The sequence below is a fragment of the Candidatus Streptomyces philanthi genome, assembly GCF_059553635.1.
In genome coordinates this window covers 1-24,041 of sequence record NZ_JCANQV010000010.1, presented here as the reverse complement: position 1 = coordinate 24,041, position 24,041 = coordinate 1, and the positions used below count along the sequence as shown (strand labels likewise).

37 protein-coding genes are annotated in these 24,041 nt (G+C 68.2%); 35 read left to right on the top strand and 2 right to left on the bottom strand.

Features of this window, described 5'->3' with window-relative positions:
• The 31 genes from rplC (at position 1) to truA (ending at position 17,674) form a co-directional block, all read left to right on the top strand.
• Positions 1–645, top strand: a complete 645-nt coding sequence (gene rplC / locus AC51EU_RS02985; protein WP_496265035.1) for a 50S ribosomal protein L3 — start codon at positions 1–3, stop codon at positions 643–645.
• A gap of 8 nt (positions 646–653) precedes the next feature.
• Positions 654–1,301: a 50S ribosomal protein L4 gene (gene rplD, locus AC51EU_RS02980; protein ID WP_496265034.1), complete on the top strand. Its 648-nt coding sequence runs from the start codon at positions 654–656 to the stop codon at positions 1,299–1,301.
• Positions 1,301–1,633: a 50S ribosomal protein L23 gene (gene rplW / locus AC51EU_RS02975; protein ID WP_496265033.1), complete on the top strand. Its 333-nt coding sequence runs from the start codon at positions 1,301–1,303 to the stop codon at positions 1,631–1,633. Before rplD ends, rplW begins: the two co-directional genes overlap by 1 nt.
• Before the next feature lie 39 nt (positions 1,634–1,672).
• Complete coding sequence (gene rplB, locus AC51EU_RS02970) at positions 1,673–2,509, top strand: 50S ribosomal protein L2 (RefSeq protein WP_042155863.1); 837 nt, start codon at positions 1,673–1,675, stop codon at positions 2,507–2,509.
• Between the two features lie 12 nt (positions 2,510–2,521).
• Positions 2,522–2,803, top strand: coding sequence for a 30S ribosomal protein S19 (gene rpsS, locus AC51EU_RS02965; RefSeq protein WP_004571826.1), 282 nt, complete (start codon positions 2,522–2,524; stop codon positions 2,801–2,803).
• A gap of 44 nt (positions 2,804–2,847) precedes the next feature.
• Positions 2,848–3,195 carry a 50S ribosomal protein L22 gene (rplV, locus tag AC51EU_RS02960; RefSeq protein WP_043264895.1) on the top strand — a complete coding sequence of 116 codons (348 nt, stop codon included), beginning with the start codon at positions 2,848–2,850 and terminating at the stop codon, positions 3,193–3,195.
• On the top strand, positions 3,195–4,016 hold the full coding sequence (gene rpsC, locus AC51EU_RS02955) for a 30S ribosomal protein S3 (protein ID WP_496265031.1): 822 nt from the start codon (positions 3,195–3,197) through the stop codon (positions 4,014–4,016). Before rplV ends, rpsC begins: the two co-directional genes overlap by 1 nt.
• Before the next feature lie 5 nt (positions 4,017–4,021).
• Positions 4,022–4,441, top strand: a complete 420-nt coding sequence (rplP, locus tag AC51EU_RS02950) for a 50S ribosomal protein L16 (RefSeq protein ID WP_004571829.1) — start codon at positions 4,022–4,024, stop codon at positions 4,439–4,441.
• Positions 4,441–4,665, top strand: a complete 225-nt coding sequence (gene rpmC, locus AC51EU_RS02945; RefSeq protein ID WP_046927445.1) for a 50S ribosomal protein L29 — start codon at positions 4,441–4,443, stop codon at positions 4,663–4,665. The genes rplP and rpmC overlap by 1 nt, the downstream gene beginning before the upstream one ends.
• On the top strand, positions 4,665–4,946 hold the full coding sequence (rpsQ, locus tag AC51EU_RS02940; RefSeq protein WP_019888756.1) for a 30S ribosomal protein S17: 282 nt from the start codon (positions 4,665–4,667) through the stop codon (positions 4,944–4,946). The genes rpmC and rpsQ overlap by 1 nt, the downstream gene beginning before the upstream one ends.
• Positions 4,947–5,074: 128 nt before the next feature.
• Positions 5,075–5,443 carry a 50S ribosomal protein L14 gene (gene rplN, locus AC51EU_RS02935; protein ID WP_003974257.1) on the top strand — a complete coding sequence of 123 codons (369 nt, stop codon included), beginning with the start codon at positions 5,075–5,077 and terminating at the stop codon, positions 5,441–5,443.
• 3 nt (positions 5,444–5,446) lie between these two features.
• Positions 5,447–5,770: a 50S ribosomal protein L24 gene (gene rplX, locus AC51EU_RS02930; protein WP_073753485.1), complete on the top strand. Its 324-nt coding sequence runs from the start codon at positions 5,447–5,449 to the stop codon at positions 5,768–5,770.
• Entirely contained in the window at positions 5,770–6,330 is a 561-nt protein-coding gene (gene rplE / locus AC51EU_RS02925; RefSeq protein WP_496265029.1) for a 50S ribosomal protein L5, read from the top strand. Before rplX ends, rplE begins: the two co-directional genes overlap by 1 nt.
• 2 nt (positions 6,331–6,332) lie before the next feature.
• Positions 6,333–6,518, top strand: coding sequence for a type Z 30S ribosomal protein S14 (locus AC51EU_RS02920; RefSeq protein WP_004571834.1), 186 nt, complete (start codon positions 6,333–6,335; stop codon positions 6,516–6,518).
• Between the two features lie 238 nt (positions 6,519–6,756).
• Positions 6,757–7,155: a 30S ribosomal protein S8 gene (rpsH, locus tag AC51EU_RS02915; RefSeq protein WP_496265027.1), complete on the top strand. Its 399-nt coding sequence runs from the start codon at positions 6,757–6,759 to the stop codon at positions 7,153–7,155.
• Positions 7,156–7,176: 21 nt separating this feature from the next.
• Positions 7,177–7,716: a 50S ribosomal protein L6 gene (rplF, locus tag AC51EU_RS02910; RefSeq protein ID WP_496265025.1), complete on the top strand. Its 540-nt coding sequence runs from the start codon at positions 7,177–7,179 to the stop codon at positions 7,714–7,716.
• Positions 7,717–7,719: 3 nt separating this feature from the next.
• Positions 7,720–8,103 (top strand): 50S ribosomal protein L18, encoded by a 384-nt coding sequence (gene rplR / locus AC51EU_RS02905; RefSeq protein ID WP_496265024.1) that lies wholly within the window; start codon positions 7,720–7,722, stop codon positions 8,101–8,103.
• Positions 8,104–8,149: 46 nt separating this feature from the next.
• Positions 8,150–8,752, top strand: a complete 603-nt coding sequence (rpsE, locus tag AC51EU_RS02900) for a 30S ribosomal protein S5 (RefSeq protein ID WP_030413022.1) — start codon at positions 8,150–8,152, stop codon at positions 8,750–8,752.
• Positions 8,752–8,934, top strand: a complete 183-nt coding sequence (rpmD, locus tag AC51EU_RS02895) for a 50S ribosomal protein L30 (protein ID WP_005481207.1) — start codon at positions 8,752–8,754, stop codon at positions 8,932–8,934. Before rpsE ends, rpmD begins: the two co-directional genes overlap by 1 nt.
• A gap of 1 nt (position 8,935) precedes the next feature.
• A complete protein-coding gene (gene rplO / locus AC51EU_RS02890; protein ID WP_496265022.1) occupies positions 8,936–9,391 on the top strand; it encodes a 50S ribosomal protein L15 in 456 nt (151 codons plus the stop codon).
• A gap of 347 nt (positions 9,392–9,738) precedes the next feature.
• Positions 9,739–11,052 carry a preprotein translocase subunit SecY gene (gene secY / locus AC51EU_RS02885; RefSeq protein WP_496265021.1) on the top strand — a complete coding sequence of 438 codons (1,314 nt, stop codon included), beginning with the start codon at positions 9,739–9,741 and terminating at the stop codon, positions 11,050–11,052.
• A complete protein-coding gene (locus tag AC51EU_RS02880; RefSeq protein ID WP_496265019.1) occupies positions 11,052–11,705 on the top strand; it encodes an adenylate kinase in 654 nt (217 codons plus the stop codon). The genes secY and AC51EU_RS02880 overlap by 1 nt, the downstream gene beginning before the upstream one ends.
• Positions 11,706–11,817: 112 nt before the next feature.
• Positions 11,818–12,654, top strand: a complete 837-nt coding sequence (gene map / locus AC51EU_RS02875) for a type I methionyl aminopeptidase (RefSeq protein ID WP_496265017.1) — start codon at positions 11,818–11,820, stop codon at positions 12,652–12,654.
• A 182-nt stretch (positions 12,655–12,836) separates the two neighbouring features.
• The gene (gene infA / locus AC51EU_RS02870) at positions 12,837–13,058 is read left to right on the top strand and encodes a translation initiation factor IF-1 (RefSeq protein WP_030262853.1); all 222 of its coding nucleotides are present in this window, start codon (positions 12,837–12,839) and stop codon (positions 13,056–13,058) included.
• A 56-nt stretch (positions 13,059–13,114) separates the two neighbouring features.
• Complete coding sequence (rpmJ, locus tag AC51EU_RS02865) at positions 13,115–13,228, top strand: 50S ribosomal protein L36 (RefSeq protein WP_003956441.1); 114 nt, start codon at positions 13,115–13,117, stop codon at positions 13,226–13,228.
• Between the two features lie 190 nt (positions 13,229–13,418).
• On the top strand, positions 13,419–13,799 hold the full coding sequence (rpsM, locus tag AC51EU_RS02860; protein ID WP_006604894.1) for a 30S ribosomal protein S13: 381 nt from the start codon (positions 13,419–13,421) through the stop codon (positions 13,797–13,799).
• A gap of 64 nt (positions 13,800–13,863) precedes the next feature.
• Positions 13,864–14,268 (top strand): 30S ribosomal protein S11, encoded by a 405-nt coding sequence (rpsK, locus tag AC51EU_RS02855; protein WP_004571845.1) that lies wholly within the window; start codon positions 13,864–13,866, stop codon positions 14,266–14,268.
• A 29-nt stretch (positions 14,269–14,297) separates the two neighbouring features.
• Positions 14,298–14,924, top strand: a complete 627-nt coding sequence (rpsD, locus tag AC51EU_RS02850; protein ID WP_496265015.1) for a 30S ribosomal protein S4 — start codon at positions 14,298–14,300, stop codon at positions 14,922–14,924.
• Between the two features lie 133 nt (positions 14,925–15,057).
• Positions 15,058–16,080, top strand: coding sequence for a DNA-directed RNA polymerase subunit alpha (locus AC51EU_RS02845; protein ID WP_143940049.1), 1,023 nt, complete (start codon positions 15,058–15,060; stop codon positions 16,078–16,080).
• A 172-nt stretch (positions 16,081–16,252) separates the two neighbouring features.
• Complete coding sequence (gene rplQ, locus AC51EU_RS02840) at positions 16,253–16,723, top strand: 50S ribosomal protein L17 (protein ID WP_496265013.1); 471 nt, start codon at positions 16,253–16,255, stop codon at positions 16,721–16,723.
• Between the two features lie 96 nt (positions 16,724–16,819).
• On the top strand, positions 16,820–17,674 hold the full coding sequence (gene truA, locus AC51EU_RS02835) for a tRNA pseudouridine(38-40) synthase TruA (protein WP_496265012.1): 855 nt from the start codon (positions 16,820–16,822) through the stop codon (positions 17,672–17,674).
• A gap of 15 nt (positions 17,675–17,689) precedes the next feature.
• Here the strand turns inward: truA and AC51EU_RS02830 are convergent, their stop codons facing one another.
• Entirely contained in the window at positions 17,690–18,529 is an 840-nt protein-coding gene (locus tag AC51EU_RS02830; RefSeq protein WP_496265011.1) for a hypothetical protein, read from the bottom strand.
• Positions 18,530–18,628: 99 nt separating this feature from the next.
• Between AC51EU_RS02830 and AC51EU_RS02825 the strand changes: the two genes are divergently transcribed.
• From AC51EU_RS02825 to glmM, 4 genes are all read left to right on the top strand, one after another.
• Positions 18,629–20,257, top strand: a complete 1,629-nt coding sequence (locus tag AC51EU_RS02825; protein ID WP_496265010.1) for an ABC-F family ATP-binding cassette domain-containing protein — start codon at positions 18,629–18,631, stop codon at positions 20,255–20,257.
• 301 nt (positions 20,258–20,558) lie between these two features.
• Complete coding sequence (gene rplM, locus AC51EU_RS02820; RefSeq protein WP_496265008.1) at positions 20,559–21,002, top strand: 50S ribosomal protein L13; 444 nt, start codon at positions 20,559–20,561, stop codon at positions 21,000–21,002.
• A gap of 41 nt (positions 21,003–21,043) precedes the next feature.
• Complete coding sequence (gene rpsI, locus AC51EU_RS02815) at positions 21,044–21,553, top strand: 30S ribosomal protein S9 (RefSeq protein ID WP_496265007.1); 510 nt, start codon at positions 21,044–21,046, stop codon at positions 21,551–21,553.
• Positions 21,554–21,690: 137 nt separating this feature from the next.
• Entirely contained in the window at positions 21,691–23,049 is a 1,359-nt protein-coding gene (glmM, locus tag AC51EU_RS02810) for a phosphoglucosamine mutase (RefSeq protein ID WP_496265005.1), read from the top strand.
• Between the two features lie 87 nt (positions 23,050–23,136).
• On the opposite strand, the gene AC51EU_RS02805 is transcribed toward glmM, so the two are convergent.
• The coding region (locus AC51EU_RS02805; protein WP_496265004.1) for an esterase/lipase family protein at positions 23,137–24,041 on the bottom strand (905 nt) is incomplete at its 5' end.

The window sequence follows — 24,041 nt, the reverse complement described above, 5'->3', positions numbered from 1 at the left end:
ATGGCTAAGCAGATCAAGGGCCTCCTGGGCGAGAAGCTCGGCATGACCCAGGTCTGGGACGAGAACAACCGTGTCGTCCCCGTGACCGTGGTGAAGGCCGGCCCCTGTGTCGTGACCCAGGTGCGCACCAATGACCAGGACGGCTACGACTCCGTCCAGATCGCCTTCGGCGACATCGACCCGCGCAAGGTGAACAAGCCCCTCAAGGGCCACTTCGCCAAGGCCGACGTCACCCCCCGTCGCCACCTCGTCGAGGTCCGTACCCCGGATGCGTCCGAGTACACCCTCGGCCAGGAGCTGACCGCCGAGACCTTCGAGTCCGGCGTCAAGGTGGACGTGACCGGCAAGAGCAAGGGCAAGGGCTTCGCCGGTGTCATGAAGCGTCACGGCTTCGGCGGCGGCAAGGCCAGCCACGGTGCCCACCGCGTGCACCGCAAGCCCGGTTCCATCGGTGGCTGCGCCACCCCGGGCCGCGTGTTCAAGGGCATGCGGATGGCCGGCCGTATGGGCAATGAGCGGGTCACCACCCAGAACCTGACCGTCCACGCCGTTGACGCGGAGAAGGGTCTGCTGCTCATCAAGGGCGCAGTCCCCGGTCCGAACGGCGGCCTCGTCCTGGTCCGTACCGCGGCCAAGGGGGCCTGAGGTAACCGATGAGCACCATTGACATCCTTTCGCCGGCAGGCGACAAGGCCGGTACCGTCGAGCTCCCCGAGGAGATCTTCGACGCCAAGGTCAGCGTTCCGCTGATTCACCAGGTCGTTGTCGCGCAGCTGGCCGCTGCCCGTCAGGGCACGCACAAGACCAAGACCCGTGGCGAGGTCCGCGGCGGTGGCAAGAAGCCGTACCGCCAGAAGGGCACCGGCCGCGCGCGCCAGGGTTCGACCCGTGCGCCGCAGTTCGCCGGCGGTGGCGTCGTCCACGGCCCCGTCCCGCGCGACTACTCGCAGCGGACCCCCAAGAAGATGAAGGCCGCCGCCCTGCGCGGTGCCCTCTCCGACCGGGCCCGCCACAGCCGCATCCACGTCGTCTCCGGCGTGGTCGACGGCGCGGTCTCCACCAAGGCCGCCAAGGCTCTCCTCGGCAAGGTCAGCGAGCGCAAGAACGTGCTCCTGGTCGCCGAGCGCAGCGACGAGGCCGCGTGGCTGTCCGCACGCAACCTGCCCCAGGTCCACATCCTGGAGCCGGGCCAGCTGAACACGTACGACGTGCTCGTCTCCGACGACGTGGTCTTCACCAAGGCCGCCTTCGAGTCCTTCGTGTCCGGTCGGAACGCTGAGACCGAAGGGAGCGACGCCTGATGGCTGAGAACACCACGGCTGTCGTCACCAGCAAGACCTTCACGGACCCGCGCGACGTCCTCGTCAAGCCGGTGGTCTCCGAGAAGAGCTACGCGCTGCTGGACGAGAACAAGTACACGTTCGTCGTCGACCCGCGTGCCAACAAGACCCAGATCAAGCAGGCCGTCGAGGCGGTCTTCTCGGTCAAGGTCACCGGGGTCAACACGATCAACCGGCAGGGCAAGCGCAAGCGCACCCGCACCGGTTTCGGCAAGCGCGCCAACACCAAGCGCGCCATCGTGACCCTCGCCGAGGGCGACCGTATCGACATCTTCGGCGGCCCGGTCTCCTAACGGAGTCCGAGTCGTCCGGAATCGGACGAGGACTGAGAAATGGGTATCCGCAAGTACAAGCCGACGACCCCGGGCCGTCGTGGCTCCAGCGTCGCCGACTTTGTCGAGATCACGCGGTCCACGCCGGAGAAGTCGCTGGTCCGCCCCCTGCACAGCAAGGGCGGCCGTAACAACGCCGGTCGTGTGACCGTTCGCCACCAGGGCGGTGGCCACAAGCGCGCCTACCGCGTGATCGACTTCCGTCGTCACGACAAGGACGGCGTGCCGGCCAAGGTCGCGCACATCGAGTACGACCCGAACCGCACCGCGCGCATCGCTCTGCTGCACTACGCGGACGGCGAGAAGCGCTACATCATCGCTCCGCGCGGCCTGGTCCAGGGCGCCCGGATCGAGAACGGCCCCGGTGCCGACATCAAGCCGGGCAACAACCTGCCGCTGCGCCACATCCCCGTGGGTACGACGATCCACGCGATCGAGCTGCGGCCGGGCGGCGGCGCCAAGTTCGCCCGCTCCGCCGGTGCCTCCGTGCAGCTGCTGGCGAAGGAGGGCCGCATGGCCCACCTGCGCATGCCGTCCGGTGAGATCCGCCTGGTCGACGTCCGCTGCCGCGCCACCGTCGGCGAGGTCGGCAACGCCGAGCAGTCGAACATCAACTGGGGCAAGGCCGGCCGTATGCGCTGGAAGGGCGTCCGCCCGACCGTGCGCGGTGTCGTGATGAACCCCGTCGACCACCCGCACGGTGGTGGTGAGGGCAAGACCTCCGGTGGTCGCCACCCGGTCTCGCCGTGGGGTCAGAAGGAGGGTCGTACTCGCTCGCCGAAGAAGGCCAGCAACAAGTACATCGTCCGCCGCCGCAAGACGAACAAGAAGCGCTAGGAGCGGGTTTAGATGCCGCGCAGTCTCAAGAAGGGGCCCTTCGTCGACGACCACCTCGCCAAGAAGGTGGATGTCCAGAACGAAGCCGGCACCAAGAACGTCATCAAGACCTGGTCCCGCCGCTCGATGATCGTCCCGGCCATGCTCGGCCACACGATCGCGGTGCACGACGGCCGCAAGCACGTCCCGGTGTTCGTCACCGAGTCGATGGTCGGCCACAAGCTCGGCGAGTTCGCGCCGACCCGCACCTTCCGCGGCCACGAGAAGGACGACCGCAAGTCGCGTCGTCGCTGATCGGCGGAGTGCGAAGACCTATGACTGACACCGAAGGGACAACCATGGAAGCCAGGGCCCAGGCGCGGTACATCCGCGTCACGCCCATGAAGGCCCGCCGCGTGGTGGACCTCATCCGTGGCATGGATGCCACGGAGGCTCAGGCGGTCCTGCGTTTCGCCCCGCAGGCCGCGAGCGTGCCGGTGGGCAAGGTGCTGGACAGCGCCATTGCCAACGCCGCGCACAACTACGACCACACGGACGCCTCCACGCTGTTCATCAGCGAGGCGTACGTCGACGAGGGCCCGACCCTGAAGCGGTTCCGTCCGCGTGCCCAGGGCCGTGCCTACCGGATCCGCAAGCGGACCAGCCACATCACCGTGGTCGTCAGCAGCAAGGAAGGAACCCGGTAATGGGCCAGAAGGTAAACCCGCACGGGTTCCGGCTCGGCGTCACGACGGACTTCAAGTCCCGCTGGTACGCCGACAAGCTGTACAAGGACTACGTCAAGGAAGACGTCGCCATTCGTCGCATGATGACGAAGGGCATGGAGCGCGCCGGTATCTCCAAGGTGGAGATCGAGCGCACCCGTGAGCGCGTCCGCGTTGACATCCACACCGCTCGTCCGGGCATCGTCATCGGCCGCCGCGGCGCCGAGGCCGACCGCATCCGCGGTGAGCTGGAGAAGCTGACCGGCAAGCAGGTCCAGCTGAACATCCTCGAGGTCAAGAACCCCGAGACCGATGCTCAGCTCGTGGCCCAGGCCGTCGCCGAGCAGCTGTCCTCCCGCGTTTCCTTCCGTCGCGCCATGCGCAAGAGCATGCAGTCGACGATGAAGGCCGGCGCCAAGGGCATCAAGATCCAGTGCGGTGGCCGTCTCGGCGGCGCCGAGATGTCCCGCTCGGAGTTCTACCGCGAGGGCCGTGTGCCCCTGCACACGCTCCGTGCGAACGTCGACTACGGCTTCTTCGAGGCCAAGACCACCTTCGGCCGCATCGGCGTGAAGGTCTGGATCTACAAGGGCGACGTGAAGAACATCGCCGAGGTTCGCGCCGAGAACGCCGCCGCCCGTGCGGGTAACCGCCCGGCCCGCGGTGGCAACGACCGCCCGCGCCGCGGTGGCGAGCGCGGCGGCCGCGGCCGCAAGCCGCAGCAGCAGAACGCCGCTGCCGAGGCCCCCAAGGCCGAGGCCGCTGCCGCTGCTCCGGCGGAGACCCCCGGAACGGAGGCCTGACCGACATGCTGATCCCTCGCAGGGTCAAGCACCGCAAGCAGCACCACCCGAAGCGCAACGGTATGGCCAAGGGTGGCACCGAGCTGGCCTTCGGTGAGTACGGCATCCAGGCCGTGACCCCGGCCTACGTGACGAACCGGCAGATCGAGTCCGCTCGTATCGCCATGACCCGTCACATCAAGCGTGGCGGCAAGGTGTGGATCAACATCTACCCGGACCGTCCGCTGACGAAGAAGCCGGCCGAGACCCGCATGGGTTCCGGTAAGGGTTCTCCGGAGTGGTGGGTCGCGAACGTCAAGCCCGGTCGGGTGATGTTCGAGCTTTCCTTCCCGAACGAAAAGGTTGCCAAGGAGGCGCTGACCCGCGCCGCCCACAAGCTTCCGATGAAGTGCCGCATCGTTCGGCGCGAGGCAGGTGAATCGTGATGTCGGCCGTTACCAAGGCGTCCGAGCTGCGCGAGCTGAACAACGAGGACCTCGTTGCCAAGCTTCGTGAGGCCAAGGAGGAGCTGTTCAACCTCCGCTTCCAGGCGGCGACCGGACAGCTTGAGAACCACGGCCGGCTGAAGGCCGTCCGCAAGGACATCGCCCGGATCTACACCCTGATGCGTGAGCGCGAGCTGGGCATCGAGACGGTGGAGAGCGCCTGATGAGCGAGAAGAATGTGACTGAGACGAACGAGCGCGGTTTCCGCAAGACCCGCGAGGGTCTCGTCGTCAGCGACAAGATGGACAAGACCGTCGTCGTCGCCGTCGAGGACCGCGTCAAGCACGCGCTGTACGGCAAGGTCATCCGCCGTACCAACAAGCTCAAGGCGCACGACGAGCAGAACGCTGCCGGTGTCGGCGACCGCGTCCTCCTGATGGAGACCCGGCCGCTGTCCGCCACCAAGCGCTGGCGCGTCGTCGAGATCCTCGAGAAGGCCAAGTAATTCCTGCGGGGTTTCCGCAGGACAGTTCCGCCAGGCTCGGCGCGGGGCCGATTGCGAGAGTGTGACCACAGGTCGCACTCGGACATTCGCCCCCGCGCCGGGAACCGGCAGACGATCAGGAGATAGACGTGATCCAGCAGGAGTCGCGACTTCGGGTCGCCGACAACACGGGTGCGAAGGAAATTCTCACCATCCGTGTTCTCGGTGGTTCGGGTCGCCGCTACGCGGGCATCGGTGACGTCATCGTCGCCACCGTGAAGGACGCGATCCCCGGTGGCAACGTGAAGAAGGGTGACGTCGTCAAGGCGGTCATCGTTCGCACCGTCAAGGAGCGCCGCCGTCCGGACGGCTCGTACATCCGCTTCGACGAGAACGCGGCCGTCATCCTCAAGAACGATGGCGACCCCCGCGGCACCCGCATCTTCGGCCCCGTGGGCCGGGAGCTGCGCGAGAAGAAGTTCATGAAGATCATCTCGCTCGCGCCGGAGGTGCTGTAACCGATGAAGATCAAGAAGGGCGACCTGGTCCAGGTCATCACCGGTAAGGACAAGGGCAAGCAGGGCAAGGTCATCGCGGCCTTCCCCCGCGAGGACCGTGTCCTGGTCGAGGGTGTCAACCGGGTCAAGAAGCACACCAAGGCCGGCCAGACCGCTCGTGGTTCGCAGACCGGCGGCATCGTGACGACCGAGGCCCCCATCCACGTCAGCAACGTTCAGCTGGTCGTGGAGAAGGACGGCAAGAAGGTCGTCACCCGCGTCGGGTACCGCTTCGACGACGAAGGCAACAAGATCCGCGTTGCCAAGCGGACCGGTGAGGACATCTGATGACTGCCACCACCAACGCACCGCGCCTCAAGCAGCGCTACCGCGACGAGATCGCCGGGAAGCTGAAGGACGAGTTCTCCTACGAGAACGTCATGCAGATCCCCGGCCTGACCAAGATCGTGGTCAACATGGGTGTGGGCGACGCCGCCCGCGACTCCAAGCTGATCGAGGGCGCCATCCGCGACCTCACCACGATCACCGGCCAGAAGCCGGCCGTCACCAAGGCCCGGAAGTCCATCGCGCAGTTCAAGCTGCGTGAGGGCCAGCCGATCGGTGCCCACGTCACCCTCCGCGGTGACCGCATGTGGGAGTTCCTGGACCGCCTGCTGTCGCTCGCGCTGCCGCGCATCCGCGACTTCCGTGGTCTGTCCCCCAAGCAGTTCGACGGCCGGGGCAACTACACCTTCGGTCTCACGGAGCAGGTCATGTTCCACGAGATCGACCAGGACAAGATCGACCGGGTCCGGGGCATGGACATCACCGTGGTGACGACCGCCCAGAACGACGATGAGGGCCGCGCCCTGCTTCGTCACCTCGGCTTCCCGTTCAAGGAGAACTGACCGTGGCGAAGAAGGCTCTGATCGCTAAGGCGGCCCGCAAGCCCAAGTTCGCTGTGCGCGCGTACACGCGTTGCCAGCGCTGCGGCCGGCCGCACTCCGTGTACCGCAAGTTCGGCCTGTGCCGTGTGTGCCTCCGTGAGATGGCTCACCGCGGCGAGCTGCCGGGCGTGACCAAGAGCTCCTGGTAAGAACCCAGTTGGGTTCTACCGGAGGCTCTCGGTAAGCATCCGGTCGGCAGGGGGCCCGGCCCTTCATCACCTAGAGTGGAAGGGTTGGGCGCCCGCCGCCCGAGACCGACCGCGGGTCCAGCCCGCATAACGTCGCTTACTACGCCGTAGGTCCCCGCGCCGCACCCGTCCCGACACTGATCGGGGAGAGGGATGGCGCATATAGGAAACCCCGGCGAGAGAGGCCGAAGGCCAATTCATGACCATGACTGATCCCATCGCAGACATGCTGACCCGTCTGCGGAACGCGAACTCGGCGTACCACGACACCGTCGTGATGCCGCACAGCAAGATCAAGTCGCACATCGCGGAGATCCTCAAGCAGGAGGGTTACATCACCGGCTGGAAGGTCGAGGACGCCGAGGTCGGCAAGAACCTCGTCCTCGAGCTGAAGTTCGGCCCGAACCGCGAGCGCTCGATCGCCGGCATCAAGCGGATTTCGAAGCCGGGCCTGCGGGTCTACGCGAAGTCCACCAACCTGCCGAAGGTCCTCGGCGGCCTGGGCGTGGCGATCATCTCCACGTCCCACGGTCTCCTGACCGGTCAGCAGGCCAGCAAGAAGGGCGTGGGTGGGGAAGTCCTCGCCTACGTCTGGTAACCAGGGAACGGAGGAAAGCACATGTCGCGCATTGGCAAGCTGCCCATCCAGGTTCCCGCTGGTGTGGATGTCACCATCGATGGCCGTACGGTCGCGGTGAAGGGCCCCAAGGGTTCTCTCTCGCACACCGTCGCGGCGCCCATCGAGGTCGCCAAGGGTGAGGACGGCGTCATCAACGTCTCCCGCCCGAACGACGAGCGTCAGAACAAGGCCCTGCACGGCCTGTCCCGCACGCTGGTGGCGAACATGATCACCGGCGTGACCCAGGGCTACAGCAAGGCGCTTGAGATCAGCGGTGTCGGCTACCGCGTCCAGGCGAAGGGCTCCAACCTGGAGTTCTCGCTGGGCTACAGCCACCCCATCCTCGTCGAGGCGCCCGAGGGAATCTCCTTCAAGGTGGAGTCCCCGACCAAGCTCACCGTCGAGGGCATCGACAAGCAGAAGGTCGGCGAGGTCGCGGCGAACATCCGCAAGCTGCGCAAGCCCGACCCGTACAAGGCCAAGGGCGTCAAGTACGCCGGCGAGGTCATCCGCCGCAAGGTCGGAAAGGCTGGTAAGTAAGCCATGGCATACGGTGTGAAGATCGCGAAGGGCAACGCCCGCAAGGGTGCCGCCCTCAAGCGTCGCCACATCCGCATCCGCAAGCGGATTTCGGGTACGCCGGCACGCCCCCGTCTGGTCGTGACGCGCTCCAACCGCCACATGGTGGCGCAGGTCATCGACGACATCGCGGGCCACACGCTCGCGTCGGCGTCGACCCTGGACGCTTCCATCCGCGGTGGCGAGGGCGACAAGAGCGCCCAGGCCAAGCAGGTCGGCGCCCTGGTCGCCGAGCGTGCCAAGGCGGCCGGCATCGAGGCCGTCGTGTTCGACCGCGGTGGTAACCAGTACGCCGGGCGCATCGCCGCTCTGGCGGACGCCGCCCGCGAAGCCGGGCTGAAGTTCTGAGCCCCGGTTCCGGAGCTAGCGGACGTAACAGAGAGAGGTAAATCCAATGGCTGGACCCCAGCGCCGCGGAAGCGGTGCCGGTGGCGGCGAGCGGCGGGACCGGAAGGGTCGCGACGGTGGCGCTGCCGCCGAGAAGACCGCGTACGTTGAGCGCGTAGTCGCGATCAACCGCGTCGCCAAGGTTGTCAAGGGTGGTCGCCGCTTCAGCTTCACCGCGCTGGTCGTGGTGGGCGACGGTGACGGCACCGTGGGTGTCGGTTACGGCAAGGCCAAGGAAGTTCCGGCTGCCATCGCCAAGGGCGTGGAAGAGGCCAAGAAGAACTTCTTCAAGGTCCCCCGTATCCAGGGCACCATCCCGCACCCGATCCAGGGCGAGAAGGCTGCGGGCGTCGTCCTGCTCAAGCCGGCTTCCCCCGGTACCGGTGTGATCGCCGGTGGCCCGGTGCGCGCCGTCCTGGAGTGCGCGGGCATCCACGACGTGCTGAGCAAGTCGCTCGGTTCGTCGAACCCGATCAACATCGTGCACGCCACGGTGACCGCGCTTCAGGGCCTGCAGCGCCCCGAGGAGATCGCGGCCCGTCGTGGCCTGCCGCTGGAGGACGTGGCTCCCGCCGCTCTGCTGCGGGCGCGTGCCGGGGTGAGCGCGTAATGGCTCAGCTCAAGATCACGCAGACCAAGTCCTACATCGGCAGCAAGCAGAACCACCGCGACACCCTGCGCTCCCTTGGTCTCAAGGGCATCAACACGCAGGTTGTCAAGGAGGACCGCCCCGAGTTCCGCGGCATGGTGCACACCGTCCGCCACCTCGTGACGGTTGAGGAGGTCGACTGACATGGCGGAGACGAACCCGCTGAAGGTCCACAACCTCCGTCCTGCCCCGGGCGCCAAGACCGCCAAGACCCGTGTCGGTCGTGGTGAGGCGTCCAAGGGTAAGACCGCTGGTCGTGGTACCAAGGGCACCAAGGCCCGTTACCAGGTTCCGGAGCGCTTCGAGGGTGGGCAGATGCCCCTCCACATGCGCCTCCCGAAGCTGAAGGGCTTCAAGAACCCCGCCCACAAGCAGTTCCAGGTCGTGAACCTGGACAAGCTGGCCGCGCTCTACCCGCAGGGTGGCGAGGTCACGGTGGCCGACCTGGTCGCCAAGGGCGCGGTGCGCAAGAACGAGCTCGTCAAGGTGCTCGGCACCGGCGAGATCTCCGTGGCGCTGCAGGTGACGGTCGACGCCGTCTCCTCCTCCGCCAAGGAGAAGATCGCCGCCGCCGGCGGCAGCGTCACCGAGCTGGTCTGACGCACGGCTGACGCCGGGCCGGTCACGGCCCGCACCGGCTGACACAGGAGCCGGGAGTCCCCAGGGGCTCCCGGCTCCTGTGCGTGGACCCTCGTGCCGCGCGCGTTCCGGGGGTCCGCCGTTCGTGTCCCGGCCCCGGGCGTGCCCGTACGGACGGCACGCCGTCCCTTCCCTCCCCGCCGTTTCGACCGCCGGTCGTTCCAAGGCGGGCGCCGTCGCCGGTAAGGTGGCGTGCACCCTTAACTACAGTCCGCGTGGCGTGTGCCTGCGCGGATGTCGTCCGCCAGTATCCGTCGATCCTCACAACGTCACCTTCCGCATCCGAGGCGGGAGGCGCAGGAGGCACCGTGCTCACCGCGTTCGCCCGAGCGTTCAAGACGCCCGACCTGCGCAAGAAGCTGCTGTTCACATTGGGCATCGTGGTGCTCTACCGGATCGGAGCACATGTCCCGGTTCCCGGGGTGAACTACGCGAACGTCGAAGCCTGCATGAAGCAGGCCGGCGGCAACAGCGGGTTGTTCGCCCTGGTGAACATGTTCAGCGGCGGTGCGCTGTTGCAGATCACGATCTTCGCGATGGGGATCATGCCGTACATCACGGCGAGCATCATCCTCCAGCTGCTCACGGTCGTGATTCCACGGCTGGAGGCCCTCAAGAAAGAGGGCCAGACCGGTCAGGCGAAGATCACCCAGTACACCCGTTATCTGACGATCGCACTGGCCGTGCTCCAGGGCACCGGCGTGCTCGCCGCGGCCCGCAGCGGATCGTTCTTCCCGAACTGCCCGGTCGCCAGCCAGATCATCCCCAGCGACTCGATCTTCGGCACCATCACGATGGTCATCACGATGACCGCGGGCACCTGCCTGATCATGTGGCTCGGTGAGCTGATCACCGACCGCGGTATCGGCAACGGCATGTCGATCATCATGTTCGTGTCGATCGCCGCCGGCTTCCCGGGTGCCCTGTGGCAGATCAAGGCGACGGGCAAGCTCGCCGACGGCTGGGTCGAGTTCTTCTCGGTGATCGTGGTCGGGCTCGCGATGGTGGGCCTGGTGGTCTTCGTGGAGCAGGCGCAGCGGCGCATCCCGGTCCAGTACGCCAAGCGGATGATCGGGCGCCGGTCCTACGGCGGTACGTCCACGTACATCCCGCTCAAGGTGAATCAGGCAGGTGTGATTCCTGTCATCTTCGCGTCGTCGCTGCTCTACATTCCGGCCTTGATCGCACAGTTCAGCGGTTCTCAGGCGGAGTGGGCGACCTGGATCGCGACCAACTTCACCAAGGGTAATCACCCGGTTTACATCGTTACGTACTTCTTGTTGATCGTGTTCTTCGCCTTTTTCTATGTGGCGATCTCGTTCAACCCCGAAGAAGTTGCCGACAACATGAAGAAGTATGGTGGCTTCATCCCGGGCATCCGGGCTGGTCGCCCGACGGCCGAGTACCTCAGCTACGTGCTCAACCGGATCACGTGGCCGGGCTCGCTGTACCTGGGGCTGATCGCACTCGTGCCGACAGTGGCGTTGGTGCTGTTCAACGCGAACCAGAACTTCCCGTTCGGCGGGACGAGCATCCTGATCATCGTGGGTGTGGGTCTGGAGACCGTGAAGCAGATCGAGAGTCAGCTCCAGCAGCGCAACTACGAAGGGTTCCTCCGCTGATGCGAATTGTCCTCGTCGGACCTCCGGGGGCCGGCAAGGGTACGCAGGCCGCGTACCTTGCCAAGAACCTCGCCATTCCGCACGTCTCCACGGGCGACCTCTTCCGTGCCAACATCAGTCAGGGCACGCCGCTCGGTGTGAAGGCGAAGTCCTACATGGACGCCGGAAACCTGGTGCCGGACGAGGTCACCATCGGCATGGCCGAGGACCGCCTGGACCAGTCCGACGCGGCCGGGGGCTTCCTCCTGGACGGCTTCCCGCGCAACCTCAAGCAGGCGCAGGCGCTGGACACCTACCTCCAGGGCAAGGGCATCGCGCTGGACGCGGTGCTGGACCTGGAGGTCCCCGAGGACGAGGTCGTCAAGCGCATCGCGGGCCGGCGGATCTGCCGCAGCGACTCCTCCCACGTCTTCCACGTGGAGTACAGCAAGCCCGGGACCGAGGGCGTCTGCGACGTCTGCGGCGGCGAGCTGTACCAGCGCGACGACGACCACGAGGAGACGGTGCGCAAGCGCCTGGAGGTCTACCACACGGAGACCGAGCCGATCATCGACTACTACAAGGCCCAGGACCTGGTCGTCACGATCCCGGCCCTCGGCAAGGTGGACGAGGTCACCCGGCGGGCGATGGCCGCGCTGGGCCGCGGCGAGTAATCTCCCGCACGCACGTACGACGGCCGCGGTGCTCCACGGAGCGCCGCGGCCGTACTGTTGAGAACACCGCGTGGACGCGGGACACGGCACGACGAAGGCGGAAGGCTGGCCCATGGTGGAGATCAAGACCCCCGAGCAGATCGCGAAGATGCGCGAGGCGGGGCTGGTGGTCGCCGCCATCCACGCGGCGACCCGTGAGGCCGCGGTGCCGGGCGCGACCACCAAGGACCTGGACGAGGTGGCCCGCAAGGTGCTCGCCGAGCACGGCGCCACGTCGAACTTCCTCGGCTACGGCGGCTTTCCCGCGACGATCTGCACCTCGGTGAACGACGTGGTCGTCCACGGCATCCCCGACGAGGAGACCGTCCTGCGCGACGGTGACATCATCTCCATCGACTGCGGCGCGATCATCGACGGCTGGCACGGTGACGCCGCGTACACCGCTTTCGTCGGCTCCGGTCATTCCGCCGAGGTGATCGAGCTGAGCCGGGTGACGGAGGAGTCCCTGTGGGCGGGCATCGCGGCCTTCGCCAAGGGCAACCGGCTGGTCGACATCTCCAAGGCGATCGAGGGCTACATCCGCCGGCAGCCGCGCCCGGCGAGCGGCAAGTACGGCATCGTCACCGACTACGGCGGCCACGGCATCGGCACGCAGATGCACATGGACCCGCACCTGCTGAACTACGTCGACCGCCGGCGCGGCCGCGGCCCCAAGCTGGTGCCCGGCTTCTGCCTGGCGATCGAGCCCATGGTCAACCTGGGTACCGCCAAGACCCACGTCCTGGACGACGAGTGGACGGTCAAGTCGAACGACGGCAGCTGGTCCTCGCACTGGGAGCACTCGGTGGCGCTGACCGAGGAGGGTCCGCTGGTGCTCACCGCCGTGGACGGCGGCCGGGCGAAGCTGGCCGAGCTGGGCGTCACGGCCGCGCCCGACCCGCTGGCCTGAGCCGCGCCCGGACGCGCGCCCGGTGGCGTAAGGATCTCGCGAGGTGGGCAATAATCGTGGATTCGTCTTTCGCGGTGTGCTGACGTAGACTGACGCGTCGGCTCTGGTGTATCCGTGTGCCCGCTTCTCGGAGCGGTCCCACGATGGAGCCGATCAAGGTAGCCGATTCCGAAAGGCGAAGCGTGGCCAAGAAGCAAGGTGCCATCGAGATCGAGGGCACCGTGATCGAGTCTCTGCCGAACGCCATGTTCAAGGTGGAGCTCCAGAACGGTCACCAGGTCCTCGCGCACATCAGCGGCAAGATGCGGATGCACTACATCCGCATTCTTCCGGATGACCGGGTCGTGGTGGAGCTGTCTCCGTACGACCTGACGCGTGGCCGGATCGTCTACCGCTACAAGTAGATCTTGTCGTAGCCCCCTCCCGTGGGGCCGCGGCACTGACCCGGAGAACCTCACCCATGAAGGTCAAGCCGAGCGTCAAGAAGATCTGCGACAAGTGCAAGGTGATCCGCCGCCACGGCCGGGTCATGGTCATCTGCGACAACCTGCGCCACAAGCAGCGCCAGGGCTGACGCACGACCACCTGCATTTCGCAGTTCGCGCGACGCACACATACGTACATACGCAGACACCCGACCCCTCGCCTCGTGCGCGGGGACGACACCCCCGGCTCGGAGGCCGGGGACCCGGCTCGTAATACCGCGGAGTCTTACGGGAACGGTGCTGCGGAAGACCTCCGAATAGCCATCAGGAGCCACATCAATGGCACGCCTCGCAGGCGTTGATCTCCCGCGCGAAAAGCGCGTCGAGGTCGCCCTCACCTACGTCTTCGGTATCGGGCGCACGCTGTCGCAGCAGACCCTCGCCGCCACCGGCGTGAACCCGGACACCCGGGTCCGCGACCTGGCCGAGGAGGACCTGGTCAAGATCCGCGAGTACGTGGACAACAACCTCAAGACCGAGGGTGACCTCCGTCGCGAGATCCAGGCCGACATCCGCCGCAAGGTCGAGATCGGCTGCTACCAGGGTCTGCGCCACCGCCGCGGCCTGCCGGTGCACGGCCAGCGCACCAGCACGAACGCCCGTACCCGCAAGGGCCCGCGTCGCGCGATCGCCGGCAAGAAGAAGCCGGGCAAGAAGTAGTCCTCAGCAGGACGCTCATCAGCGGTCTTCGCTGTAGGACCGACCACCTCCACGGGAGTAATTCATGCCTCCGAAGGGCCGTACGGCCGGCGCCAAGAAGGTGCGCCGCAAGGAGAAGAAGAACGTCGCCCACGGGCACGCTCACATCAAGAGCACGTTCAACAACACGATCGTTTCGATCACCGACCCCACCGGCAACGTGATTTCCTGGGCCTCGGCCGGTCACGTGGGCTTCAAGGGCTCGCGCAAGTCGACCCCGTTCGCCGCGCAGATGGCCGCCGAGTCGGCCGCTCGCCGCGCGCAGGAGCACGGCATGCGCAAGGTCGACGTCTTCGTCAAGGGTCCCGGCTCCGGCCGTGAGACCGCGATCCGCTCGCTCCAGGCCACCGGCCTTGAGGTCGGTTCGATCCAGGACGTCACCCCGACCCCGCACAACGGCTGCCGCCCGCCGAAGCGCCGCCGGGTCTGACCCACCGGATCACAGGAGACAACTAGACAATGGCGCGTTACACCGGGGCCGACTGCAAGCGTTGCCGTCGGGAGAAGCAGAAGCTCTTCCTCAAGGGGAGCAAGTGCGAGAGCGCGAAGTGCCCGATCGAGATCCGTCCTTACCCCCCGGGTGAGCACGGTCGCGGGCGCACCAAGGACAGCGAGTACCTGCTCCAGCTTCGTGAGAAGCAGAAGTGCAGCCGTATCTACGGTGTCCTTGAGAAGCAGTTCGTGAACTACTACAAGGAAGCGAACCAGAAGACCGGCAAGACCGGTGAGAACCTTCTGCGCATCCTTGAGACCCGCCTCGACAACGTGGTCTACCGGGCCGGCTTCGCCAAGTCCCGCGACCACGCCCGTCAGCTGGTGCGTCACGGACACATCAACGTGAACGGCCGCAAGACCGACATCCCGTCGGCCCGTGTCGCCGTGAACGACATCATCGAGGTCCGCGAGGGCTCTCGGACCCTGACCCCCTTCCAGGTGGCTCAGGCCGAGGCCGGCGAGAAGACCGTCCCGGCGTGGCTGGAGGCGATCCCCTCGAACCTGCGGATTCTCGTGCACAGCCTGCCCGAGCGCCAGGTGATCGACACCCAGGTGCAGGAGCAGCTGATCGTCGAGCTCTACTCCAAGTAAGGGCTCGGTACCGGTCGGTACGCCGACCGGAGGGTACGTGGGGCGGCGCGGTCCGTAAGGGCCGTGCCGCCCGTACCCTTGTCAGTACCGCGGACGTCAAATGGCGGGCGTCCACAACTGAAGGAACACAGACATGCTTATCGCTCAGCGTCCCTCGCTGACCGAAGAGGTCGTCGACGAGTACCGCTCCCGGTTCGTCATCGAGCCGCTGGAGCCGGGCTTCGGCTACACCCTCGGCAACTCGCTGCGTCGTACCCTCCTCTCCTCGATCCCGGGTGCGGCGGTCACGTCCATCCGCATCGACGGCGTTCTGCACGAGTTCACCACCGTGCCGGGCGTCAAGGAGGACGTCACCGACCTCATCCTCAACATCAAGCAGCTGGTCGTCTCCTCGGAGCACGACGAGCCGGTCGTGATGTACCTGCGCAAGCAGGGCCCGGGTCTGGTCACCGCCGCGGACATCGCTCCGCCGGCCGGCGTCGAGGTCCACAACCCCGACCTGGTCCTGGCGACCCTGAACGCCAAGGGCAAGCTGGAGATGGAGCTGACCGTCGAGCGCGGTCGCGGCTACGTCTCCGCCGTGCAGAACAAGCAGGTCGGCCAGGAGATCGGCCGTATCCCGGTCGACTCGATCTACTCGCCGGTCCTCAAGGTCACCTACAAGGTCGAGGCGACCCGTGTCGAGCAGCGCACCGACTTCGACAAGCTGATCGTCGACGTCGAGACCAAGCAGGCCATGCGCCCGCGCGACGCCATGGCGTCCGCCGGCAAGACCCTGGTCGAGCTGTTCGGCCTGGCCCGCGAGCTGAACATCGACGCCGAGGGCATCGACATGGGCCCGTCCCCGACGGACGCCGCCCTCGCCGCCGACCTCGCGCTGCCGATCGAGGAGCTGGAGCTCACCGTCCGCTCCTACAACTGCCTCAAGCGTGAGGGCATCCACTCCGTGGGTGAGCTCGTCGCCCGCAGCGAGGCGGACCTGCTCGACATCCGCAACTTCGGCGCGAAGTCGATCGACGAGGTCAAGGCGAAGCTGGCCGGCATGGGCCTGGCCCTCAAGGACAGCCCGCCCGGATTCGACCCGACCGCCGCGGCCGACGCGTTCGGCGCCGATGACGACGCGGATGCCGGGTTCGTCGAGACCGAGCAGTACTAAGCGTTCGGGACCGACCGCCGGTTTTCGGGCGCGGGTGCGCTGTGGCTGATCGCGCAGTTCCCCGCGCCCCTTCCGGGCCCGAAAGGCTCCCGGATCTCCGACAGGCGACCGCCTGCTCGGATACTGACCCCGGTACCTGATACGGCCGGGGCAGAAACCTAGGAGAAACACCATGCCGAAGCCCACCAAGGGTGCCCGTCTGGGCGGCAGCGCGGCGCACGAGCGCCTCATGCTGCGCAACCTGGCCACCGCGCTCTTCGAGCACGGCCGCATCACGACGACCGAGGCCAAGGCCCGTCGTCTGCGTCCGTACGCGGAGCGCCTGGTGACCAAGGCGAAGAAGGGCGACCTTCACAACCGCCGCCAGGTCATGCAGCTGATCTCGGACAAGAGCGTCGTCCACACGCTGTTCACCGAGATCGCCCCGCGGTTCGAGAACCGTCCGGGTGGTTACACCCGCATCACCAAGATCGGTAACCGTCGTGGCGACAACGCTCCCATGGCCGTCATCGAGCTGGTGGAGGCGCTGACCGTGGCCCAGCAGGCCACCGGTGAGGCCGAGGCCGCCACGAAGCGGGCGGTCAAGGAGGCCGAGCAGGCCAAGGCCGACGAGGCCGGTGCCGAGGAGTCCAAGGACGCCTGAGGTTCCCCCTCGCGGTGAGCGGGTCCGTCCCTTCGGGGGCGGGCCCGCTTTCGCGTGGCCGGGCGTCGTGGTGGCGGTGGCTGAGAGGATGCGGTGGTGAGTGATGAGGTGGCGCACGGGTTCGTGCGCGTGCGGTGGGATCTTTCGTACGACGGGTCGGAGTTCTCCGGCTGGGCCAAACAGGCCGGAGGGCGGCGGACCGTCCAGGGCGAGCTGGAGAGCGCGCTGCGGACGGTGACCCGCTCGGACGAGACGTACGAGCTGACGGTCGCCGGGCGGACCGACGCCGGGGTGCACGCCCGTGGCCAGGTCGCCCATGTCGACCTGCCGGAGACGGTGTGGGCCGAGCACGGGGAGCGGCTGCTGCGCCGGCTCGCCGGGCGGCTGCCGAAGGACGTCCGGGTGTGGCGGGTGGCCGAGGCGCCGTACGGGTTCAACGCGCGGTTCTCCGCGATCTGGCGCCGCTACGCCTACCGGGTGACCGACCACCCCGGCGGCGTCGACCCGCTGCTGCGCGGGCATGTGCTGTGGCACGACTGGCGGCTCGACGTGGACGCGATGAACGCCGCGTCCCGGGCGCTGCTCGGCGAGCACGACTTCGCCGCGTACTGCAAGCGGCGGGAGGGCGCCACCACCATCCGCACCCTCCAGGAGCTGAGCTGGGAGCGGGGGCCCGACGGCATCGTCACGGCGACGGTCCGGGCGGACGCGTTCTGCCACAACATGGTGCGGTCGCTGGTGGGCGCCCTGCTGTTCGTCGGCGACGGGCACCGGCCGGTCGAGTGGCCGGGCGAGGTGCTGGCGGCCGGGGTGCGGGACTCCGCGGTGCATGTGGTGCGGCCGCACGGGCTGACGCTGGAGGAGGTCGGCTACCCGGCCGACGAGCTGCTGATGGCGCGTAACAAGGAGGCGCGCAACAAGCGGACGCTGCCCGGCGGCGGCTGCTGCTGAGCCGGGCCGGGCCCGTCAGGAGCCCGGCTGCTCCGCCGCCTTCGCGGCCTGGTCCTTGCCGCGCTGGAGCAGACGGGTGAAGGCGTACGACTCGGCGTCCCGGCCGATGCGGATCGCCGCGGTGTCGGAGGCGGTGACGCGGCTGCCGTCGAGGTGCCCGGCGAGGGTGAAGTACGCGTAGCGGCCGGTGGCGTTCGTGGAGGCCCGGCAGGACGTGCCGCGGCAGAACGAGCCGCCGACGCCGCCGCCGGGGAGCGGGGCGATGTTGGGCCTGGCGTTGTCCTTGACCCGGTTCGCGTCGGCGGGGGAGTCGAAGACGGCGACGCCGATCGTGACCGCGAGGCCGTCCTTGGCGTAGGTGGCGCGGACCACCTTGCGGCAGTCGTTGTGCTGGAGCAGCGAGCCGAGGGCGCCCTGGGCGGCGGCGGTGCAGTCGGTGGTGACGGAGGTCGCCGCGCGGGCGTAGGTGTGCTCACCGACGACCATGGCGTCGCCCGGGAAGAGCGTGGCGGCGGTGAGGGGCGCGGTGTCCTTCTTCGGGTCGCTGAGGTACTCCCTCGGATCCGGCGGCGGGGCCACCGTGACGTCGGAGAACGACGGGCGCGGGGCGGGCGCGGTGGGCGTGGCGGTGGCCGAGGAGCCCTGCGCCTTCTCGTCCGTCGTGTTCTTCCCGCTGGTGACGACCGCGGTGGCGACGATGCCGGCGATCAGCAGGGCGGCGAGCGCGCCGCCGCCGGCCAGCAGCCAGCGCTTGCGGCGGCTGCCCGCCGCGCTCTGGTCGGCGAGCGCTTCCCAGTCCGGAGTGGACGACGACCCCCCGGGACCGTCGAAAGGCCCCCCATGCCCGAAACTCATGGCGCGCATCTTACGACCTCGGCCGCGCTGGGCAGCGGCGTCGCGGTGGAGCCCGTAAACCGGTTGGGCAACCACAGGGTGTTTGGCGACAATCGCGCCATGGGACATGTGGAGGCCGGGCATCTGGAGTACCACCTGCCGGACGGGAGGGTCCTGCTCGGGGACGTCTCCTTCCGGGTGGGGGAGGGGTCCTCGGTGGCGTTGGTGGGGGCCAACGGCGCGGGGAAGACGACACTGCTGCGGCTGATCGCGGGGGAGCTGGAGCCGCACGGCGGGTCGGTGACGATCAGCGGCGGGCTGGGGGTGATGCCGCAGTTCGTGGGGTCCGTACGGGACGAGCGGACGGTGCGGGACCTGCTGGTGTCGGTGGCGCCGCCGCGCATCAGGGAGGCCGCCGTCGCGGTGGACGCCGCGGAGCTGGCGATCATGACGGTGGACGACGAGGCCGCGCAGATGGCGTACGCGCAGGCGCTCAGCGACTGGGGCGAGGCGCGCGGTTACGAGGCCGAGACGCTCTGGGACATCTGCACCATGGCCGCGCTGGGCACGCCGTACGAGAAGGCGCAGTGGCGCAAGGTGCGCACGCTCTCCGGGGGCGAGCAGAAGCGGCTGGTGCTGGAGGTGCTGCTGCGCGGCCAGGACGAGGTGCTGCTCCTGGACGAGCCGGACAACTACCTCGACGTCCCGGGCAAGCGCTGGCTGGAGGAGCAGCTGCGCGCGACCCCGAAGACGGTGCTGTTCGTCAGCCACGACCGGGAGCTGCTGGCCCGCGCCGCCGACAAGATCGTCAGCGTGGAGCCCGGACCGGCCGGGTCGGACGTGTGGGTGCACGGCGGCGGCTTCGGCACGTACCACGCGGCGCGCAAGGAGCGCTTCGCGCGCTTCGAGGAGCTGCGGCGGCGCTGGGACGAGAAGCACGAGCAGCTGAAGAAGCTGGTGCGCACCCTGCGGCAGGCCGCCGAGAACAGCCATGACATGGCCTCGCGCTACCACGCGGCCCAGACCCGCCTGCGGAAGTTCGAGGAGGCCGGGCCGCCGCCGGAGCCGCCGCGTGAGCAGGAGATCACCATGCGTCTGGCGGGCGGCCGGACCGGCGTCCGGGCGGTCACCTGCGAGAACCTGGAGCTGACCGGGCTGATGCGCCCGTTCGATCTTGAGGTCTTCTACGGGGAGCGGGTGGCGGTCCTCGGTTCCAACGGTTCCGGAAAGTCCCACTTCCTGCGGCTGCTGGCGGGCGACGACCGCGAGCCGGTGGCGCACACCGGTGCCTGGAAGCTGGGGGCCCGCGTCGTACCGGGCCATTTCGCGCAGACCCACGCCCACCCGGAGCTGCTGGGCCGCACCCTGCTGGACATCCTGTGGACCGAGCACGCCAAGGACCGCGGCAAGGCGATGAGCGCGCTGCGCCGCTACGAGCTGGAGCGCCAGGCCGAGCAGCGTTTCGAGCGGCTCTCGGGCGGGCAGCAGGCCCGCTTCCAGATCCTGCTGCTGGAGCTGGCGGGCAGCACGCTCCTGCTGCTGGACGAGCCGACGGACAACCTCGACCTGGAGAGCGCGGAGGCGTTGCAGGAGGGTCTTGAGGCGTACGAGGGGACGGTGCTGGCCGTGACGCACGACCGCTGGTTCGCCCGCTCCTTCGACCGGTACCTGGTCTTCGGCTCGGACGGCCGGGTGCGGGAGACGTCCGAGCCGGTGTGGGACGAGCGGAGGGTGGAGCGGGCACGGTAGGAGCGGCTCCCTGCCGTAATTTTTTGACAGGGCGCCGTCAGAGTCTGCCCCGTACGGGCGTCTTTTTGACCCGTACGGGGCCCGGCCGGTATTCTGCTGGTTCGTTATGCGTATTGGCTTGCTCTATCTCACGTGAGGGGCCCTTACGCCGGACCACTGGCCCGATGACCAGCGGCGGAGGAGCGGGTTGCGTCACCCGCGAGACCGCCGGGGACGTCGGCCGCGTGGCCAGTACAGGACCCGTCCCCTGAGCCCTCACGGGCGCGGGGAGCCCATCACTGAAGAAGCGAAGGCTACGACCGTGCGTACGTTCAGCCCCAAGCCCGGCGATGTCCAGCGCCAGTGGCACGTTATTGACGCGCAGGACGTTGTCCTGGGCCGTCTGGCCAGCCAGGCCGCAACCCTCCTGCGGGGCAAGCACAAGCCGGTGTACGCGCCGCACGTTGACATGGGTGACTTCGTCATCATCATCAACGCGGACAAGGTGCACCTCTCCGGCAACAAGCGCAGCCAGAAGATGGCCTACCGCCACTCCGGTTTCCCGGGTGGTCTGCGCTCCGTCCGTTACGACGAGCTGCTCGACAAGAACCCCGAGAAGGCCGTCGAGAAGGCCGTCAAGGGCATGCTCCCCAAGAACACCCTCGGCCGTCAGATGCTCTCGAAGCTGAAGGTCTACGCGGGCGCCGAGCACCCGCACGCTGCCCAGCAGCCGGTCCCGTTCGAGATCACCCAGGTCGCGCAGTAAGTCCGGCCACCCCCTAAGACGAAGAGAATCTGAGGAGCATCGTGGCCGAGACCACTCCCGAGACCGTCATCGAGCAGGACGACGTCCAGGAATACACCACCGAGACCGAGGTCGTGGAGTCGGAGTACACCTCCGAGTCCCTCGCGTCCCGCTTCGGCGACCCCCAGCCGGCCGCCGGCCTGGGCCGTCGTAAGAACGCCATCGCCCGCGTCCGGATCGTTCCGGGCTCCGGCCAGTGGAAGATCAACGGTCGCACCCTGGAGAGCTACTTCCCCAACAAGGTGCACCAGCAGGAAGTCAACGAGCCCTTCAAGGTGCTTGAGCTCGACAACCGCTACGACGTGATCGCCCGCATCTCCGGCGGCGGCATCTCCGGCCAGGCCGGTGCGCTGCGCCTGGGTGTTGCCCGTGCGCTGAACGAGGCGGACGTGGAGAACAACCGCGGCACGCTGAAGAAGGCCGGCTTCCTCAAGCGCGACGACCGTGCGGTCGAGCGCAAGAAGGCCGGTCTCAAGAAGGCCCGTAAGGCCCCCCAGTACAGCAAGCGCTAAGCGCTCGCTGCTGCTGGCAGCCTGGCGAACGCCCCGGTGGCACTCTCGGTGCTGCCGGGGCGTTCGGCTATCCGGGACCAGGGGCGTATACCTGGACGCAAGTCTCTGGTCCAAGCACATCTACTCGGAGGACACCAGTGGGACGACTCTTCGGTACGGACGGGGTGCGCGGTGTCGCCAACGCGGATCTGACGGCGGAGCTGGCGCTCGGTCTGTCGGTCGCCGCGGCGCACGTCCTGGCGGAGGCCGGCACGTTCGAAGGGCACCGGCCGGTGGCCGTGGTCGGACGAGATCCCCGTGCGTCCGGTGAGTTCCTGGAGGCCGCCGTGGTGGCGGGCCTGGCGAGCGCCGGGGTGGACGTGCTGCGGGTGGGCGTCCTGCCGACCCCGGCGGTGGCGTATCTGACCGGGGCGCTCGGCGCCGACCTCGGCGTGATGCTCTCCGCCAGCCACAACCCGATGCCCGACAACGGCATCAAGTTCTTCGCCCGCGGCGGCCACAAGCTCGCCGACGAGCTGGAGGACCGTATCGAGCGGACCTACCGCGCGCACAGCGGCGGCGAGCCGTGGGAGCGGCCGACCGGCGCGGGCGTCGGCCGGGTCACCGACTACGACCAGGGCTTCGACAACTACATCGCCCACCTCATCGGTGTGCTGCCGAACCGCCTCGACGGGCTGAAGATCGTCATCGACGGGGCGCACGGCGCGGCGGCGCGGGTCTCCCCGGAGGCGTTCGCGCGGGCCGGCGCCGAGGTCATCACCATCGGGACCGAGCCCGACGGGCTGAACATCAACGAGGACTGCGGCTCCACCCATCTGCGGCTGCTGCGCGCCGCGGTCGTCGAGCACGGCGCCGACCTGGGTGTCGCCCACGACGGTGACGCGGACCGCTGCCTGGCCGTGGACCGCGACGGCAACGAGATCGACGGCGACCAGATCCTCTCCGTCCTCGCGCTCGGCATGCGCGAGGCGGGCACGTTGCGCAAGAACACCGTCGTCGCCACCGTCATGTCCAACCTGGGCTTCACCCTGGCGATGGAGCGGGAGGGCATCGACGTCGTCCGGACGGCGGTCGGCGACCGCTACGTCCTGGAGGAGATGAAGGCGCACGGCTTCGCGCTGGGCGGCGAGCAGTCCGGGCACGTCATCGCGCTGGACCACGCCACCACCGGTGACGGCACGCTGACCGGTCTGATGCTGGCGGCCCGGGTCGCCGCCACCGGCCGTCCGCTGGCCGAGCTGGCCGGGGTGATGGAGCGGCTGCCGCAGGTGCTCATCAACGTCCGCGATGTCGACAAGTCGCGGGTGGCGACGTCCGCGGAGCTGACCGCCGCGGTGAACGAGGCGGAGCGGGAGCTGGGCGCGACCGGCCGGGTGCTGCTGCGTTCCTCCGGTACCGAGCCCCTCGTACGGGTGATGGTGGAGGCGGCGGACGCCGAGCAGGCCCGCGCCATCGCCGGGCGCCTGGCGGACGCGGTGAAGTCGGCCCTGGGCTGAGCCGTTACGTGCGTGTGCCCCCGTCGCGTGGTGCGGCGGGGGCACAGCTTTTTTCACGGTACGGAGGTCAGCCTTCCTGACGGCGGGTCACCAGGAGGGGCCGTACCCGGTGCAGTCCGCGGTGAAGTGCGGGTCGTAGTTGCCGAGTGTGTTGAGGACGTTCTGGAGGGTGGGGCCGTCGAGGAAGAGACCGCCGTGACCCACCGGGTCCTTGGGGCACTGGTCCTGGATGGTGATGTTGGTGACGTTGTCGCCCTTGAGGAACGCGGTGCGGTACGGGGTGATGACGTGGTCGTGGGTGGTGGTGATGACGGTGTAGCGCACCCCGGGCACGGTGTCGCCGTCCCGCCACAGCGCCTTCTGGAAGTCGGAGTCCACCTCCTGCTGCTTGAGGCTGGGCACGCCCATGAAGTCGATGATGCCGTTGACGAAGCCGAGGGCGTTGAGCGTCCGGCCGAGGGTGACCAGGCCGTCGAGGGTGGTGCCGTGGTTGCTGGGCGCCATGCCGACCAGGGCGTTCACCTTGGCGGCGCCGCCCATCCGCTTGAGGTAGTAGTGCGGCATCATGCCGCCGAGCGAGTGCCCGACGATGTCGACCTTCTTGGCCCCGGTGGAGGCCAGCACCTTGTCGACGAAGGCCGACAGCGTCGCCGCGGACCCGGCGTTGTCGGCCAGCCCCCCGACCCGGCCGAGGGACAGGGCGGTCATGCCGTAGTTGTAGACGTAGACGCAGTAGCCCTCGTTGGCGAGCATCGGGGAGAGCGCGACCCAGTTGTCCCCCGCGTTGGCGAAGGTGCCGTGGGAGAGGATCACCGGGTACGGGTGCTTCGCCGTCGGCCGGCAGCTCCAGTCGTTGGCGCCGGTCACGGCACCGGGGCTGAGGAAGAAGTTGGACAGGGCGGTGCCGAGGTCACCGATGGGGTAGTGCGGGGCGTCCGTCGTACGGGTGACGGACGGTGACGGTGCGTCGGGCGGAGCGGCCTGCGCCGGCG